General features: G+C 63.5%; 18 protein-coding genes. 3 read left to right on the top strand and 15 right to left on the bottom strand.

The genetic code is table 11. The annotated features are described in order from the left end of the window. Positions 1-6: 6 nt before the first annotated feature. The 13 genes from msbA to BMY90_RS01155 form a co-directional block, all read right to left on the bottom strand. Entirely contained in the window at positions 7-1,791 is a 1,785-nt protein-coding gene (msbA, locus tag BMY90_RS01215; protein ID WP_092700626.1) for a lipid A export permease/ATP-binding protein MsbA, read from the bottom strand. Next, a complete protein-coding gene (locus BMY90_RS01210; RefSeq protein ID WP_092700623.1) occupies positions 1,788-2,219 on the bottom strand; it encodes an ExbD/TolR family protein in 432 nt (143 codons plus the stop codon). Before BMY90_RS01210 ends, msbA begins: the two co-directional genes overlap by 4 nt. A 6-nt stretch (positions 2,220-2,225) precedes the next feature. After that, positions 2,226-2,888 (bottom strand): MotA/TolQ/ExbB proton channel family protein, encoded by a 663-nt coding sequence (locus tag BMY90_RS01205; RefSeq protein ID WP_175481468.1) that lies wholly within the window; start codon positions 2,886-2,888, stop codon positions 2,226-2,228. A gap of 104 nt (positions 2,889-2,992) precedes the next feature. Beyond that, positions 2,993-5,305: a DNA internalization-related competence protein ComEC/Rec2 gene (locus BMY90_RS01200; protein ID WP_092700620.1), complete on the bottom strand. Its 2,313-nt coding sequence runs from the start codon at positions 5,303-5,305 to the stop codon at positions 2,993-2,995. Between the two features lie 146 nt (positions 5,306-5,451). Then, complete coding sequence (lolD, locus tag BMY90_RS01195) at positions 5,452-6,162, bottom strand: lipoprotein-releasing ABC transporter ATP-binding protein LolD (protein ID WP_139201658.1); 711 nt, start codon at positions 6,160-6,162, stop codon at positions 5,452-5,454. Then, entirely contained in the window at positions 6,155-7,399 is a 1,245-nt protein-coding gene (locus BMY90_RS01190; RefSeq protein ID WP_092700617.1) for a lipoprotein-releasing ABC transporter permease subunit, read from the bottom strand. Before BMY90_RS01190 ends, lolD begins: the two co-directional genes overlap by 8 nt. A gap of 95 nt (positions 7,400-7,494) precedes the next feature. Further along, a complete protein-coding gene (locus tag BMY90_RS01185; protein WP_008213925.1) occupies positions 7,495-7,932 on the bottom strand; it encodes a protein YgfX in 438 nt (145 codons plus the stop codon). Further along, on the bottom strand, positions 7,904-8,152 hold the full coding sequence (locus BMY90_RS01180; RefSeq protein ID WP_008213922.1) for an FAD assembly factor SdhE: 249 nt from the start codon (positions 8,150-8,152) through the stop codon (positions 7,904-7,906). Before BMY90_RS01180 ends, BMY90_RS01185 begins: the two co-directional genes overlap by 29 nt. A gap of 232 nt (positions 8,153-8,384) precedes the next feature. After that, on the bottom strand, positions 8,385-9,164 hold the full coding sequence (locus tag BMY90_RS01175; RefSeq protein WP_008213921.1) for a succinate dehydrogenase iron-sulfur subunit: 780 nt from the start codon (positions 9,162-9,164) through the stop codon (positions 8,385-8,387). Between the two features lie 21 nt (positions 9,165-9,185). Then, the gene (gene sdhA / locus BMY90_RS01170; RefSeq protein ID WP_008213919.1) at positions 9,186-10,973 is read right to left on the bottom strand and encodes a succinate dehydrogenase flavoprotein subunit; all 1,788 of its coding nucleotides are present in this window, start codon (positions 10,971-10,973) and stop codon (positions 9,186-9,188) included. Between the two features lie 5 nt (positions 10,974-10,978). Further along, complete coding sequence (gene sdhD / locus BMY90_RS01165) at positions 10,979-11,374, bottom strand: succinate dehydrogenase, hydrophobic membrane anchor protein (RefSeq protein WP_008213917.1); 396 nt, start codon at positions 11,372-11,374, stop codon at positions 10,979-10,981. Further along, positions 11,371-11,766 carry a succinate dehydrogenase, cytochrome b556 subunit gene (gene sdhC / locus BMY90_RS01160; protein ID WP_092700614.1) on the bottom strand — a complete coding sequence of 132 codons (396 nt, stop codon included), beginning with the start codon at positions 11,764-11,766 and terminating at the stop codon, positions 11,371-11,373. Before sdhC ends, sdhD begins: the two co-directional genes overlap by 4 nt. 89 nt (positions 11,767-11,855) lie before the next feature. Next, positions 11,856-12,023: a DUF1674 domain-containing protein gene (locus BMY90_RS01155; RefSeq protein ID WP_081491810.1), complete on the bottom strand. Its 168-nt coding sequence runs from the start codon at positions 12,021-12,023 to the stop codon at positions 11,856-11,858. Positions 12,024-12,132: 109 nt separating this feature from the next. Here BMY90_RS01155 and ygfZ point away from each other — a divergent pair, with 109 nt between their 5' ends. After that, positions 12,133-12,936 (top strand): CAF17-like 4Fe-4S cluster assembly/insertion protein YgfZ, encoded by an 804-nt coding sequence (gene ygfZ / locus BMY90_RS01150; protein ID WP_092700612.1) that lies wholly within the window; start codon positions 12,133-12,135, stop codon positions 12,934-12,936. 451 nt (positions 12,937-13,387) lie between these two features. Beyond that, positions 13,388-13,822, top strand: a complete 435-nt coding sequence (locus BMY90_RS01145) for a cell wall hydrolase (RefSeq protein WP_037101197.1) — start codon at positions 13,388-13,390, stop codon at positions 13,820-13,822. Between the two features lie 78 nt (positions 13,823-13,900). Here the strand turns inward: BMY90_RS01145 and BMY90_RS01140 are convergent, their stop codons facing one another. Both BMY90_RS01140 and BMY90_RS01135 read right to left on the bottom strand, forming a co-directional pair. Then, entirely contained in the window at positions 13,901-14,386 is a 486-nt protein-coding gene (locus BMY90_RS01140; protein ID WP_092700609.1) for a glycine zipper 2TM domain-containing protein, read from the bottom strand. A 23-nt stretch (positions 14,387-14,409) separates the two neighbouring features. Beyond that, a complete protein-coding gene (locus BMY90_RS01135; protein WP_092700606.1) occupies positions 14,410-14,997 on the bottom strand; it encodes a glycine zipper 2TM domain-containing protein in 588 nt (195 codons plus the stop codon). 199 nt (positions 14,998-15,196) lie between these two features. On the opposite strand from BMY90_RS01135, the gene BMY90_RS01130 reads away from it, so the two are divergent. Next, positions 15,197-15,979, top strand: coding sequence for a TatD family hydrolase (locus BMY90_RS01130; protein ID WP_092700603.1), 783 nt, complete (start codon positions 15,197-15,199; stop codon positions 15,977-15,979). Positions 15,980-16,083 lie beyond the last annotated feature (104 nt).

The following is a 16,083-nucleotide window of genomic DNA, read 5'->3' as shown; positions in this document are numbered from 1 at the left end:
GTGTGCTCAGTCGTCCGCGCCGCTCTGCAGCGGTTCGTTGAACTGCATGCGATGCAACATGGCGTAATAGCCATCCATGTCCATCAACTCGGCGTGCGTCCCACGTTCGACGATACAGCCCTGATCCATCACGGCGATCTGGTCGGCATGCTCGATGGTGGACAATCGATGGGCGATCACCAGGGTGGTGCGGTTCTGCATCAGTTTCTGCAACGCCTGCTGGATCAGCCGTTCCGATTCGGTGTCCAGTGCGCTGGTGGCTTCGTCCAGTACCAGGATAGGCGCGTTCTTGAGGATGGCACGGGCAATCGCGATACGCTGGCGCTGGCCACCGGAAAGCAGGTTGCCGTCCTCGCCTACATGGCTGTGGATGCCGTCCGGCATGTTGCGGATGAATTCCATGGCATTGGCGGCTTCGGCAGCGGCGATGATCGCATCTTCGCTCGCGTCGGACAGTTCCCCATAAGCGATGTTTTCAGCCACGGTGCCATCGAACAGCACCACGCTTTGTCCCACCCAGGCAATCTGTCGGCGCAGTGAGGCCAGCGTATAGCTCGTGTAATCCTCGCCATCCAGCACAATGCGGCCGGCCGTGAGCTCATTGAAGCGCGGCAGCAGGCTGGCCAGACTGCTCTTGCCACTGCCCGAACGGCCAACGAGCGCTGTCACCGTGCCAGGCGCGCAATGCAGGTCGATGCCACGCAATGCCTCGAAGTCGCTGCGCGGATAGCTCAACCGTACGCTTTCGAAACGAAGATCGCCGCGTGCACGCTCAAGCACGCGGTTCCCGCCATCGACCTCGGACGGCAGGTCCATTATCTCGAACAGATCTTCCGCCGCAGATACACCACGCTGGATATTTGCCTGCACATTGGTGAGCCGCTTCAGCGAGGGCAACATTGCACCCATGGCCGTCAGCACGCTGAAAAAAACGCCTGGCGTGATGTTGTCGATCACGCTCGGGCGCGTGCCTAGCCACACCAGCGCTGCCAGCGCAAACGCGCCCACGTCCTGAATGGCCGAGCTGGACATGGCATTGGTGGCTGCAATCTTCAGATTGAGCCGGCGGGTGCGATGAGTCACATCGTCGAATCGACCTGCTTCGCGCCGCTGGCCACCGTAAATACGTACTTCTCGATGTGCGTTTACCGACTCCTCCACTGCACTGGTAACCGAACCCATCGTGCCCTGGATACGTCGGCTGATCACCCGATAGCGACGGCTCACCACCGTGGCGATCAAGGCAACCGCCGGTACCATCAGCAGCAAAGCCAACGTGAGGTAAGCACTGTTGCTCAACATCACGTAAAGCATCGCGATGACCATGAGTCCTTCGACCACCGCCGCCTTTAGCGCATCGGTGGAAGCCGATGCCACTTGTTCGCTGGTATAGGTAATGCGAGAGATCTGCTGGCCCGAGGGCTCGCCGCCGAAGAACGCTGCCGGCAGCCTCAAATAGGCTGCGAACACATCGCGCTGGATCGTCTGGACGATATTTCGTCCGATGTAGGCTATGCCGTAATTGCTGACAAAAGTGCCGATGCCTCGCACCACGAAAATCCCGATGATCCAGATTGGCATCCAGAAGATCAGATAAGGATCCTTCTTCGCGAACAGTTGATCGATCATCGGCCGCAGCAGCTTGGTGAACGCCGCAAGACCTGCAGGATCGGCCGCCATGCCGATCATCGTGATCAGACCTACCACCCAGTAGCGCCGCGTGTATCCCAGCAGCCGCTTGTAGACTTGCCAGGTTTTCGCATCCCAGACGGCAGGCTTCGAGCTACTCATTGCGACGTATCCGGACGATCCGGCGTGGTGGCAATCGCCAGATGGGTAAACCCGAGTTGGCCCAGCGCATCCATCGCGGTGACCACGCTCTGGTGCGAGCTCATCGCATCGGCGCGGATGGTCACCTGGCGGTCGCGTTCATCACCCGCCACGCGGGCGATCGCCTGCTTGAGTTGGTCCACGCTGGTTCCTGCTACTTCGTCACTGCCCACGTAGAAATGCCCCGCGCGGTCCACCATCACGGTCAGCACCGGCGGTTGCATGTCGCGGTCCTGCGCACTGGCCTGCGGCAGGTTTACCTGCAGGCGCGAGTGCTGCACAAAGGTGGTGGTCAGCACGAAGAACATCAACAGGGTGAGCAGCACGTCGATCAACGGGATCACGTTGATCTCGAAATCGTCGCTGCGGCGATCGTTGCCTATGCGCATGGGCGATCAGACCGCTGCATGGCCGGTAGCAGCCGGCGTCCGTCGCACACGTGCCGGAGCCACCGGCGAAACCGGCGTGAGGTCATCCAGCAGCACGATGGCCTGCTTCTCCATCTCCACGCAATAAGCCGATACTTTCGAGCGGAAGTAACGATGCAGCACGTAGGCCGGGATCGCCACCGTGAGGCCGCTGGCCGTGCAGATCAGCGCCTCGCCGATGCCGCCGGCCATGCGCGTCGGATCGGCCATGCCGCCGCCCATTACTTCCATGAACATGCGGATCAGGCCGATCACGGTACCGAACAGGCCCAGCAACGGGCCGATCAGCGCAATCGTGCCCAGCGTGTTCAGGTAACGCTCCATGCGATGCACCACGTGGCGACCGGTATCCTCCAGCCGCTCCTTGATCTGGTCGCGCGGACGATGGCGCACGGCCAGCGCCGAGGCCAGCAGTTCACCCAGTGGCGAACCTGCGGACAATTGCTCCAGGTGCGACGGGTCGAGCTTGTCGGAACGCGCCCACTCGCGCACTTCCTGGCCCAGGCCAGGTGGCAGCACGGAGCTGCGACGCAGCGTCCAGCAACGCTCCAGCACGATCGCCAGCGCGATCGCCGAACAGATCAGGATGGGCAGCATGGCCCAACCGCCCGCCATCAGAATGTCCAGCACACCAACCCCCATCTGCACGAACTGCGGAAACGCGCATCATAGCAGCGTCCCCGTCCGCTACCGTGCGTCCGGTGGCAGTTGCGCAACCGCGTGCCCGCAGGCCTTCATTCACGCCAATAGCGTGGTTGCCGCTGGCGCCACGTGGCAGCCACATGGGCTGACTCGGTCACCGGAAAATCCACCTCGATGGCTCCACGGACCGCCGTGTTCAGCACCGGCACGCCGGCCTCGGCATAGCGCTGCAGTACCTGCGGTCGCGGATGGCCGAAACGGTTGCGCCAGCCCGCCGAGACGATCGCCAACCGTGGCCGTAGTGCGGCAATGAATCCGGCGCTGGATGACGTCAAACTGCCGTGATGCGGCACCAGCAGGATGGGTGCCGGGCCAGGTTCCACTGCCGCAGCCACCGCCGGTTCCACCCGCTTGCTGATATCGCCCGGCAACAGCAGACGCCCGCCTGGCCCTTCCACCAGCAACACGCAGGAACGGTCGTTATCGCGTCGACTCGGCGCCGCGGACACCGGATTGAGCACGCGAAAACGCACTTTGTCCCACGTCCACGCCTGGCCGGCGAGGCACGGCTGCATCGGCAAGGCCATCTTCTCCACTTCGCCGGCGTAACGGCGCGCATGCGGAAACGCGCCCGCCACCGCCACTGCACCACCGGCATGATCGTTGTCGGCATGGCTGATCATCAGCATGTCCAACCGATCGATGCCCAGCGCGTGCAGCGATGGCGTCACCACCGCCTGCCCCAGGTCGAAACCGGAGGGATAACGCGCGCCGGCGTCGTAGACCAGCACGTGATGTCGCGTGCGCACCACCACCGACAACCCCTGCCCCACATCCAGCACCCACATCCGGAAGGCACCAGTCGCCGGGCGTGACAACGGCGGCCACAGCAGGGGCAGGAACAACAGTATGCCCAGCCATCGCAACGGCACCCCGCGCGGCATGAACAACCAGAGGGCGCCCAGCATGGCCAGCAACAGCGCCCACGGCTGCACCGCCGGCAGATACCAGTGCGCGCCCGGCCATGTCGCCATGTGCTCCAGCAGCCACCATTGCGCATGCGCCATCCAGCCCGCCAGGCGCCATACCGGCGTGGCCAGCGGCGGACACAGCAACAGCATGAGCAGGCCGAACAAGGCACACGGCACGATCGCGAAACTGACGAACGGCACCGCGACCAGGTTCGACAAGGCGCCGACCAGCGACGCCTGACCGAAAAACCACAGACCCAGCGGCAGCAGCGAAACCGTCATGACCAGTTGCCCTGCCGTCAGTTCGTGCAGGAACGCTCGCCAACCGCGTCCACGTCCAACCAGACACAGCAGCAGAAACGCCACCCCGACGAACGACAACCAGAATCCCGCCGACAACACCGCCAACGGATCGAACAGCAGCATCGCGATCATCGCCAGCGCCAACGCATGCGCACCACCGACATGACGGCGGCTGCAACGCGCCAGCGCCACCACGGCGATCATCAACAACGTGCGCACCGTGGGCAGGCCGAACCCTGCCAGCGCGCCGTAGACGAGTGCTGTCGCCAAGGCCGCCGCAGCCTGTGCCGACGGGCGTGGCCAGCGCAACGCCAGCATCGGACACAGCGCATACAGCAAGCGTGCCAGCCAGACGCCGAAAACGGCCGCCACGCCCACGTGGAAACCGGAGATGGCGATCAGGTGCGAGACACCGTTGGCACGCGCCACCTCCCAGTCGTTTTCGTCCAGCCCACGCGTATCGCCCACCGTGAAAGCACGCAGCAGATCCGCGTCGTGGGCATTCGGCACCCGGCGCATGATTTCGTCGGCCAGCCAGCCACGCAAGCGATTCACGCAGAACGCTGGCGAGGCGCGCAGCGCATTGGCCGGATCGTCACGCACATAGCCCACGGCCACGATGCCGCGTTCCAGTGCGCTGCGTTCGCTATCGGCGCCACCGGGATCGATCATCCCGCGCGGACGCTTCAGACGCAGCGTGAGATGCCAACGCGAACAGGGATGCAATGCGGGTGGCTGGCCGTACCAGGCCAGTCGCACCAGCCCATGCAGCGGCACCGGGTGGCCATCCAGAACGACACGCTCCAGGCGCAACTGGAAAGCCGTGGCGTGCGCGCGCACCTGTGGCAGATCGGCGACCTGCCCGGTCACGCTGAAATCGCGCCCTTCCAGATGGCGCGGCAAGCGCGCCTCCATCGCCAGGCTTCCGCGCCAGACCGCCCAGGCAAGGCCGAGCAGCAACACCATCACCCAACGCAGGCGCGGCCAACGCCAGCAACACGGCAAAGTGCCAGCAGCCAACAGCAACATGCTCCAGCGCGGCGGCAGCACCGGCAGCCACTGCACAACCAGTACACCGGCCAGCAAGGCCAGCCCGATGCCGATCGTTCCCTGTCCCGCCACACGCGCCATGCCTGCGCCTTGCCGCCCTCCGACCGGGCAAGCCTAGCCCGCCGAACGCCGGATGCCTGTAGGCGAACGCCGTTATCGCCTGTAGCTACCCGCAGCGGCAGAGGCGCATGGGCGCCTCGACCAGCGCCTGCAATGCCTGCGCCGAGTTACGCCGCCACGTGCTCGCGCAACATGCCGTTGTGCAACTCCAGCGTGCGATCCATCCGTGCTGCCAGACGCTGATCGTGGGTGACCAGGATGAAGCTGGTGCCGATCTCGCGATTGAGCTCCAGCATCAGCTCATAGACTTGGGCGGCATTGGCTTCGTCGAGATTGCCGGTGGGCTCGTCACCCAGCACGCAGGCCGGCCGGGTCACCAGCGCCCGGGCCACCGCGCAACGCTGGCGTTCGCCGCCGGAAAGCTCGGACGGCTTGTGATGCGTGCGCTGACCCAGGCCGACGCGTTCCAGCAAGGTCATCGCCTGCTGCTCGGCTTCGGGAATCGGCGTGCCGCGAATCAGCAGCGGCATGCATACGTTCTCCAGCGCGGTGAATTCGGGCAGCAGGTGATGGAACTGATAGATGAAACCCATCGAGCGATTGCGCACGCGCCCGCGCTCGGCATCGGACAGCGTCGACAGCACGCGCCCTTCCACCGCCACTTCGCCACGGGTCAGCGTGTCGAGCCCGCCGATGATGTGCAGCAAGGTGCTCTTGCCCGAACCCGAGGCGCCCACGATGGCCAGCGTCTCACCGCGCTTCAGCTCGAAGCTGGCATCGACCAGCACCTCGGTCTTCAGGCCGTCTTCGGCATAGGTCTTGGCGATATGGCTGACGCGCAGCACGGTGTCGTTGTTCATGGCATTCGACTTATTCATAGCGCAGCGCCTGCGCCGGCTGCGTGCGCGAGGCGCGCCACGCGGGATAAAGGGTAGCCAGCAGCGAGAAGGCGAAGGTAACCACGGTGACCCAGAGCACGTCGTGCCACTCCAGCCGGCTTGGCACCTGGCTGATGTAATAGACATCGGGCGACAGGAACTGCACGTGGAACACATCCTGGATCCAGTCGACGATGTTCGGCAATTGCCACGACAGCAGCGAGCCAAGACCCACACCGAAACCGATGCCGACCAATCCCACCAGCACGCCCTGCACCATGAACATGCCCATGATGCTGCGCGGCGTGGTGCCCAGGGTCCGCAGGATCGCGATCTCGGCCTGTTTGTCGGTCACCAGCATCATCAGCATCGAGACCAGGTTGATCACCGCCACCAGCACGATCAGCGACAGGATGATGCCCATCACCAGCTTCTCCATCGAGATGGCGGAGAAGAAATTGGCGTTGTCCTGCATCCAGGTCCGCACCGAGTAGATGTCACCCAACTTGTCGGAAAGCTCGTGCGCCACCGGGGCGGCATTCCAGAGATTGTCCAGCTTCAGGCGAATGCCGGTAGGGCCAGCCAGGCTGCGCAGTGCCTCGGCATCCTGCATGTTGATCAGCGCGAGGTTCGCGTCGTAGTCGTGCATGCCCAGCGAATAAATGCCGGTGACGTGGAAACTGCGCACCAAGGGCACCGAACCGAACGGCGTGGCACGCAGTTGCGGCACGATCACGATGATCTTGTCGCCCACCGACACGCCCAATTGCATGGCCAGCTCGTTGCCCAGAAGGATGTTCCAGCTTTTCGACGTGAGCGAATCGAACTGGCCCGAGACCATGTGCTTGCTGAAGTCCGACACCTTCGGTTCCAGCTTCGGCTCGATGCCTCGCACCATGGCGCCGGAGGACCCCCGTCCTTGCAGGAACGCCTGCACGTCGACATACGGCGCCGCGCCGCGCACGTGCGGATTGGCATGCGTGATCTCGAGCGCGCGCTGCCAGTTCTGCATGCCGGACGCATCGATGCTGGACACCGTGGCATCGGAAACCGCGCCCAGAATGCGTGAACGCAGCTGGAAATCGAAGCCGTTCATCACCGACATCACGGTGATCAGCGCCATCACGCTGATCGTGATGCACACGATGGACACGCTGGAAATGAACGAGATGAACTGGTTGCGTCGTTTGGCGCGGGTGTAACGCAGGCCGATGAAAAGCTCGAGCGGTCGAAACATGGGCAGGTCGCTTGTGGGGTTCGCTGGGCAGGCCGCCCGGACATCCATTATCAGGTATTCGGTGAGACCGTGCCGGCAAGGCAAAGTGCCCGGGTTCAGGATGACGAATCGGCGGCGGTTACGTCCCGCACTGCCAACCGCATGCGCAGGCGGCGGCGAATGTCGGGGTCGCTGTTGTCGGGCGCGAGCAGCAAGGTCGTGATGCGTTGATCCTGCTCGCGCAGGCGCAGCAACACGAAGCTTCCCAGCACGCGGAACGACAGCAGGGTGGCCATCGCGTCGTCGCCATTGCCCCGATGCAGATTCCAACCGCCTTCGGCGGCCCAGCCCGCCGCTGTCACATCCGCATCCGAGCGATGCCGCATGGCATGCAGCCACAAACCCAACGCCAGGATGACCAAAGCCGGCTTCAGCCACCACGCGAAGCCGCACGAGGCAATGGCCAGCACGGCCAACACCAGTACGGCGGTCAAAGCACGCGCAAGCAGCCGCGACGGCTGGTACTCAAAGCCGATGGCGGGCGCGGATGTCATCGATGATCGACTGCCAGTCCGCACGGGGCGCTCGCGCGTGCCCCATCACCCAGTCCCACAGATCGGGGTCCTGCACATCGAGCAGTTCGTCGAAGGCTTGGCGCTGCGCTTCGCTGGCCGACGGAAACGCCTCGTCCAGCCAACCGCCGAACAAGGCATCGAGTTCGCGGGTGCCGCGGCGGGTGCGCCAGCGCAGGCGCTTGATGTGGGCTTCGTCCATAGATCAAAGCGCGCGAAGCGCCTCCTTTGCTCCCTCTCCCGTTCGGAGAAAGGATTGAGGTGAGAGGATCAATCTTGCGACTGAGCAGTATTCGAAGGAAAGCTTTTTCAGCCTTCTCGCGAGCACCCTCCCCTCATCCGCCCTGCGGGCACCCCGGATCGAGTCCGGGGCAGGCTCTTCTCCCCGGAGGGGAGAAGGAAGCATGGTGTCGCCGCTGGGCGGCGACGTTTCCTTATGAGCGACGTTCCACGATCAGCTTCTTGATCTCCGCGATTGCCTTGGCCGGGTTGAGACCCTTCGGGCAGGTGCGTGCGCAGTTCATGATGGTGTGGCAACGGTACAGCTTGAACGGGTCTTCCAGGTCGTCCAGGCGTGCCCCGGTGTCTTCGTCGCGGCTGTCGACGATCCAGCGGTAAGCCTGCAGCAGCACGGCCGGACCGAGGTATTTGTCGCCGTTCCACCAGTAACTCGGGCAGCTGGTCGAGCAACAGGCGCACAGGATGCACTCGTACAGGCCATCGAGCTTCTTGCGATCTTCCGGCGACTGCAGGCGCTCGCGATCCGGCGCCGCGCTCTGCGTACGGATCCACGGTTTGATCGAGGCGAACTGGGCGTAGAAGTGCGTGAGATCGGGCACCAGATCCTTCACCACCGGCATATGCGGCAGCGGATAGATCTTCACGTCGCCCTTGGCCACGCCATCGATCGCGCAGATGCACGCCAGCGTGTTGGTGCCATCGATGTTCATCGCGCACGAGCCGCAGATGCCTTCGCGGCAGGAACGACGCAGCGTGAGCGTGGGATCGATCTCGTTCTTGATCTTCAGCAGTGCATCCAGAACCATCGGACCGCACGCGGCCAGATCGACCTCGTAGGTGTCGATGCGCGGATTCTCGCCGTCATCCGGCGACCAGCGATAGATGCGGAACGTACGCGGTTTTTTCGCGTCCTTCGCCGGAAAGTGCTTGCCCGGCTGGATCTTGGAATTCTTGGGTAGCGTGAACTCGGCCACGATTGCCTCTCCAGTCGGTAATCAGTAAACGCGCTTTTTCGGGGGCACCACGTCGACCTCGTCGGTCAGCGTGTGCATGTGCACGGGGCGGTAGTCGAAACTGGTCTTGCCGTTTTCGTCCACCTTCACCAGGGTGTGCTTCATCCACTCGGCATCGTTGCGGTCCGGAAAATCCTCGCGCGCATGGGCGCCGCGGCTTTCCGGGCGTTGTTCGGCCGAATGCATGGTGCCCACTGCCTGGTCGAGCAGGTTGGCCAGTTCCAGCGTTTCGATCAGGTCGGAATTCCAGACCATCGAACGGTCAGTGACGCGCACATGCTTGAAGGATGCGTGGACGGCGTCGATCTTGTCGCAACCTTCCTTCAGGGTCTCGCCCGTACGGAACACCGCGGCATCGGTCTGCATGGTGCGTTGCATGTCGAGGCGAATCTTCGCCGTCGGCGTATCGCCATCGGCATGGCGCATGGCGTCGAAACGGGCCAGTGCCTTGTCCAGCGCGCTGGCCGGCAGATCCTTGTGCGCTGCGCCCGGCTTGACCAGCTCGGCACAACGATGCGACACCGCACGACCGAACACCACCAGGTCGAGCAGCGAGTTGGAGCCGAGGCGGTTGCCACCATGCACCGACACGCAGGCCGCTTCGCCAATGGCGAACAGGCCCGGCACCACCGCATCAACGTCGTCGCCGCGCTTCTGCACCACTTCGCCGTGATAGTTGGTCGGGATGCCACCCATGTTGTAGTGGACCGTGGGCAGGATCGGAATCGGCTCCTTGGTCACGTCCACGCCCGCGAAGATGCGTGCCGATTCGGCAATGCCCGGCAGGCGTTCATGGATCACTTCGGCGCCCAGGTGCATCAGGTTCAGGAAGGCGTGGTCCTTGTGCTCGCCGACACCGCGACCCTCGCGGATCTCGATGGTGATGGCGCGGCTGACCACGTCACGCGAGGCCAGGTCCTTGGCGCTCGGCGCGTAGCGCTCCATGAAGCGCTCGCCCTTGGAGTTGGTGAGGTAACCGCCCTCGCCGCGCACGCCCTCGGTAATCAGGCAGCCCGCGCCATAGATACCGGTGGGATGGAACTGCACGAACTCGAGATCCTGCAGCGCCAGACCCGCGCGCAGCACCATGCCGCCGCCGTCGCCGGTGCAAGTATGGGCCGAAGTCGCACTGAAATAGGCGCGACCGTAGCCGCCGGTGGCCAGCACCACGGACTGGCCGCGGAACAGATGCAAGGTACCTTCGTTGAGATCCAGCGCGAGCACGCCGCGGCAAACGCCCTCTTCGTCGAAGATCAGGTCGATCGCGAAGTACTCGACGAAGAACGTGGCATCGTGCGCCAGCGCCTGCTGGTACAGCGTGTGCAGGATCGCATGACCGGTGCGGTCGGCCGCGGCGCAGGTGCGCTGCGCGGTGCCCTTGCCGTAATGCGTGGTCATGCCGCCGAACGGGCGCTGGTAGATCTTGCCGTCCTCGGTGCGCGAGAACGGTACGCCATAATGTTCCAGTTCGAGGATCGAGGGAATGGCCTCGCGGCACATGTACTCGATCGCATCCTGGTCGCCCAGCCAGTCGCCACCCTTGATGGTGTCGTAGTAGTGGAAGCGCCAGTCGTCCTCGCCCATGTTACCGAGCGCGGCGGCGATGCCACCCTGCGCTGCCACGGTGTGCGAGCGGGTCGGGAACACCTTGGTGATGCAGGCGGCCTTCAGGCCCTTCTCGGCCAGACCGAACGTGGCACGCAAGCCCGCGCCACCGGCGCCGACCACGATCACGTCATACTTGTGTTGCTGAATCTTGTAGGCTTCCATCGAGCTCAGGCTCCCAGTGCGATGCGCAGTACGGCCAGCACACCCGCGAGTGCACAGAGCACCGCGAGGAACTTGATCGCTACCAGCAGGACGACTTCCTTCCAGCGGGTATGCACGTAGTCTTCGATCACCACTTGCAGGCCGAGCACGGCATGCCAGAACGCGGTGACCACGAACAGGATCAGCAGCAGCGCGTTCCACGGCTTGGCCACGGTGGCCCGGGCCGTGGCGAAATCGGCGTGCAGCAGGCACAGCACGGTGATCACGAACCACAGGCCGAGCACGACCAGTGCCGCGGCAGTGACGCGCTGGGTCCACCAGTGGCCCGCACCGGACTGTGCCGAACCCAGCGCGCGGGCGCGCTTGAGGGGATTGCGCAGATCGTTTGCGTTCGCGCTCATGCGGCACCTCCCGTGCTCAGCACCCAGGCCCAGACAATCACCACCAGCACGATGCTGGCGATCAGCGACAGCCAGCTCGAGCGCACGAACTTCGGAATCGCGTAACCCGCGCCGGTGTCCTGCACCAGATGACGGATGCCGTTGCACAAGTGATAGAACAGGGACCAGCTCCAGCCGATCAGCAGGATGATGCCGACGGGACTGCCGATGCAGGCCTTGAACTGATCGAAATGACTTTCTCCAGCGGCCAGCGCGAGCAGGCCCCACAGCACCAGCAAGGTGCCTACGGCCAGCGCAATGCCGGTGGCGCGATGCAGGATGGAACTCACCATCTGCACTTGCCACTTGTAGATCTGAAGATGCGGAGAGAGCGGTCGTCGCGTGTCTGCCATGGCGGCTATCCTGGGGTGGAATCGCTGGATGTCCTTGCCGCCTCGCCTCGTTCCCTCGCCGATCGACGCACGCGCCGATCATGCGCGAATCAGAAGTCGATGCAACGCCCGTTCTTTTCCCAATCGCCATAACGCGTCGGGTCGGGCGCCGGCCGCTCGACCTTTGCTTCGCCGGACGTGTCGGAGGCAGGAACGACAGAGCGTTCCGGCACGGCGGACTCGGGCTTGGTTTCGGTTTGAGAGGGCGTCTTGGACATGGTTTTCTTTAGCCGAGAAAGCGTAATACTTGCGGCAGTGCGGCACAACCATTGACATGCACGCATCCACCTTGTGCAACCCGCCCCAAGCCCCTACATGACATTGCAGATGACGACTCCGCTTCCCGCCCATACCCTGCTGATCGAAGGCCCGGACGCCATCGCCTTCGCGCAATCGCAGTTCAGCAACAATATTGCCGCACTGCCGAACGGACGGTGGCAATTCAGTGCATGGCTCGATGCGCAGGGGCGCGTACGCGCGCTGTTCCACCTGCTCCGGCTGGATGACGAGCGCCTGCTGCTGTTGCTGCGCGGCGACCATCCCGATGAACTGGCTTCATCGCTGCAGCAGTTCGTATTCCGCGCCAAGGTCCGGCTGACGCACTCATCTTCATCGATGCTCGCGTGCGGCCCGGCACGACCGATCTTCGACGTGAATTGCGATGGCGATCTCATCGAACTGGGCTGTGGCAATCATTCATTGCTGTGTGGCAACCACCTCTCCGGCGACGACAGCTGGCGCCGATTGCAATTGCTCGACGGTTGGGCGTGGCTGCCGGAGGCCGCGACCAACACGCTGCTGCCCCCCGCACTGTCGATGTACCGATTGCCCGCCGTCGCACTGGACAAGGGCTGCTATCCCGGACAGGAAATCGTCGCACGACTGCATTACCGCGGCCGCCACAAGCGCCACTTGCACCGCGTCAAGTTGTCGCAAGCCGTATCTCACGGCACGGTTCTGCACGTCGAACACGATGACGCCGTGCAGTTGCTGCAGGTGCTGCTACACGAACACGGCGCCGAAGCACTCGCCGTCCTCTCCGATGAACTGGCGGAACGCTTTCCACACGGCTCCGAGGTCGCCTCCGACGAAGGTCCAAGCCTTCGCCTTGAAACCGGCTGGAGCGACTGATACAGACGCATTGCAAGACGATCTTGTCGTTCATTCAAACGTGAAATGAATGTGAACATTTCCCTCAAGGCACTTGCACACGACGAAAAGCGCCACTAGTCTCCGCCGATCATTTGGAAGCGCCGCCAATACTGGGCGCTGATGTACGCGACGAACCGGAGGGGTCCGGATCTCAGCGCGACCCGGCAGCAACAACGCCGGATGGAATGAACGCCGAATGGCGAAAGCAGTTGCAGGCACCAGGGCCGAAACGGCTCTTGCAGCGCCAAGACAACACACACCTCGACCGACATCGGATCAGCCGGTCGAACGCCACAATCCCGTGGCAAAGCACCCGACCACAAGTTTCGGTTCGGCGTGATCAATCCAGGTGGAAGGGCCTGCCCGCTCTCCATCGCAACGGCGCGCGAGACATCCATTCGTCCCGCGCGTACAGCACGTTGGAGGCAGAATGAAACTTGCAATGATGTTGTGGCTGGCGTCCGTGCTACCCCAACACCTCGCCAACCAGACCTGTCTGGCGACGACGGTTTACCTTGAAGCGCGCAGCCAGCCCACCATCGGCCAGCTCGCGGTTGCAGAGGTGGCCATGCGTCGCCGCGACCAGGGCCGGTGGGGCAACACGGTGTGCGATGTCGTCACGGCGCCGCACCAGTTCGCCACCGCCACCACGCCGAAATCATTCGAGATCACCAATCTCGCCGCGTTCCAGAAGGCATGGAAGATCGCCGGCGACTCGATCAACAACTGGAACCTGCCGCGCAACGAGCGCCGCTTCGTGGTACCCCATGCCGACCACTTCGCCACTGCCGCGGTATCGCCGACGTGGGAACGCAATCGCACCGGCACCACCATCGGCGCGCACACGTTCTACGCCGTCAACTGACGCGACAATCGCCCACAAAAAAGGCCCTCGTTCGAGGGCCTTTTTTTGGACGTATAAACGGCTAAATGAAAACAAGGATCAGCGTGCGTAAACCTGGTTTCCGCTGACCTCGACATAGTCGCCGCGACGAACACCGGGATCATTGCGCTGGGTCACGGTGACATACTGGCCATTGTCCAGCCGCACCGAAACCTGCCACGCCGTCTCGGAACCGCCCGAGCGCTTGCCGACCTGGTCGCCCACGACACCGCCCGCCACGGCACCGGCAACGGTCGCAGCCTTGCGACCGTCACCCTTGCCGACCGTATTGCCCAGCAAGCCGCCGGCGACTGCACCGATCACGGCACCCAGGGTGCCGTTGCTGCTTTTCTGCACGTAGACCTGCTGCACGTCCTGCACCACGCCACACTGCTGGCAACGAGCACCCCGTCCGCCATAACCCTGCCCTTGCTGGACGTAACCGCCATTGCGAACGCCATAGGGTTGCTGTGTTGCACAGCCGGCCAACCCCAGGCTGGCAGTCAGCGCGACAACAAGAATCGGCTTGCCGATACGGATACTCATGCTCGTCTCCTTTTGAAAAGAAATCAGCGTGCGTCGGATACGGCCACTACACCCTGCTGCACTTCCACGCGATCACCCGGATCGTGATCCATCCGCGTCGAACGCGTTACACCGTTGTACTGGTACGTGACGTCGTAGCCGACGATCTTGGTGGACGAGCTGTTGACCGTATTGCACTCGCGCTCGGTGGTCGACGTCACCGTGCCATGCTGATGGGCTGCTTCAATGCGGTTGCCCGCGTAGCCACCACCCACGGCACCGGCCACTGTCGCCAGCGTCTTGCCCTTGCCACCGCCCACCATGTGGCCAAGCAGGCCACCGGCCACGGCGCCGATCGCGGTACCGGCAATGCGATGCTGATCCTTCGGTGGCGCCGTGTGGTTGACCACCACATCCTTGCAGACCTGATGCGGATTGTTCACGGTCTTGCGTACCGGCGTCACGCTGACCACCTTGGCGTACTGCGGACCACTGTTCGCGGCAGCCTGTTGGGCCGCCGGCGTGCCCGCCGCACCTGCATCGGCGCTGGCATCGCGGTTGCAGGCCGCCAGGCTCACCGCGAACGTGGCCGCGATCCCCATGTAAAGCGCATTGACTACCAACCTGTTCATCGCGAATCTCCCATGTTGAATTGATGGTCACGTCTGACGTCTTCCGTCACGCCATGCTCCACCTGATTACATTGATAACCCGTGCAGACTGAATCCGAACTTGATCAAATTCGTCACACATCCTTCACAACTCCCCCATGCCCCGCGCAGATTAGCCACAAGCCATGGCACAAGGAAGAATCCACTTCACGAAAACTCCATGCCCATCCTTGCCGACAGCCACGTACACCTCGATGACCCGCGCTTTGACGACGATCGTGGCGACGTACTCGCACGCGCCCGCCGCGCCGGCCTGAACACCTTGATCATCCCCGGGGTCGATGCAGCCAGCTGGACCAAGCTCCTCGCGCTGCATCATGCCGAACCGGGTGTGTACGTTGCGTATGGCCTGCACCCGATGTTCCTGGCTCGCCACCAACCCTGCCACCTCGACACACTCAAGCAATGGCTGGTCCGTGAACGCCCGGTAGCCGTGGGCGAAATCGGGCTGGACTTCCATGCCGAAGGCCTCGATGCCGAGACCCAGCGACAGTATTTCCATCGTCAGCTCGAGCTGGCGCGCGAACACGACCTGCCGGTCATCGTGCACGCCCGCCGCGCGCTGGACGAAGTCATCCACACGCTGAGGCGCTTCGATATCCGTCGCGGCGTGGTGCACAGCTTTTCCGGCAGCGAGCAGCAGGCACGCCAGCTATGGCAACTCGGCATGCATCTGGGTATTGGCGGACCGGTAACCCATGCGCGCGCGCAGCGCCTGCAGCGCATCGTGGCGAACATGCCGATCGAACACCTGTTGCTGGAAAGTGATGCGCCGGATCAACCCGGCGCCGGACACCGTGGCCAGCGCAACGAGCCTGCCTTCATCACCGAAACCCTGCGCTGCATTGCACGACTTCGCGACGAAGCGGAAGACGCGATCGCAGCGGCCACCCTCGCCAATACCCGCCGCCTGTTCGGACTGGACGCACGCGCAGACACGTAATCCGGATTGTCCGGTTCGCGCCGCACCGTGTCGTCACGGCACTTGCACCCCTCTGCATCGACTGCTAAATTTTTCACTTCATCAGTGAAATATAATCCAGTGAA

It is taken from the genome of Rhodanobacter glycinis, from assembly GCF_900114325.1.
GTDB classification, from domain to species: domain Bacteria; phylum Pseudomonadota; class Gammaproteobacteria; order Xanthomonadales; family Rhodanobacteraceae; genus Rhodanobacter_A; species Rhodanobacter_A glycinis.
This window is presented reverse-complemented; position numbering and strand designations above follow the sequence as displayed.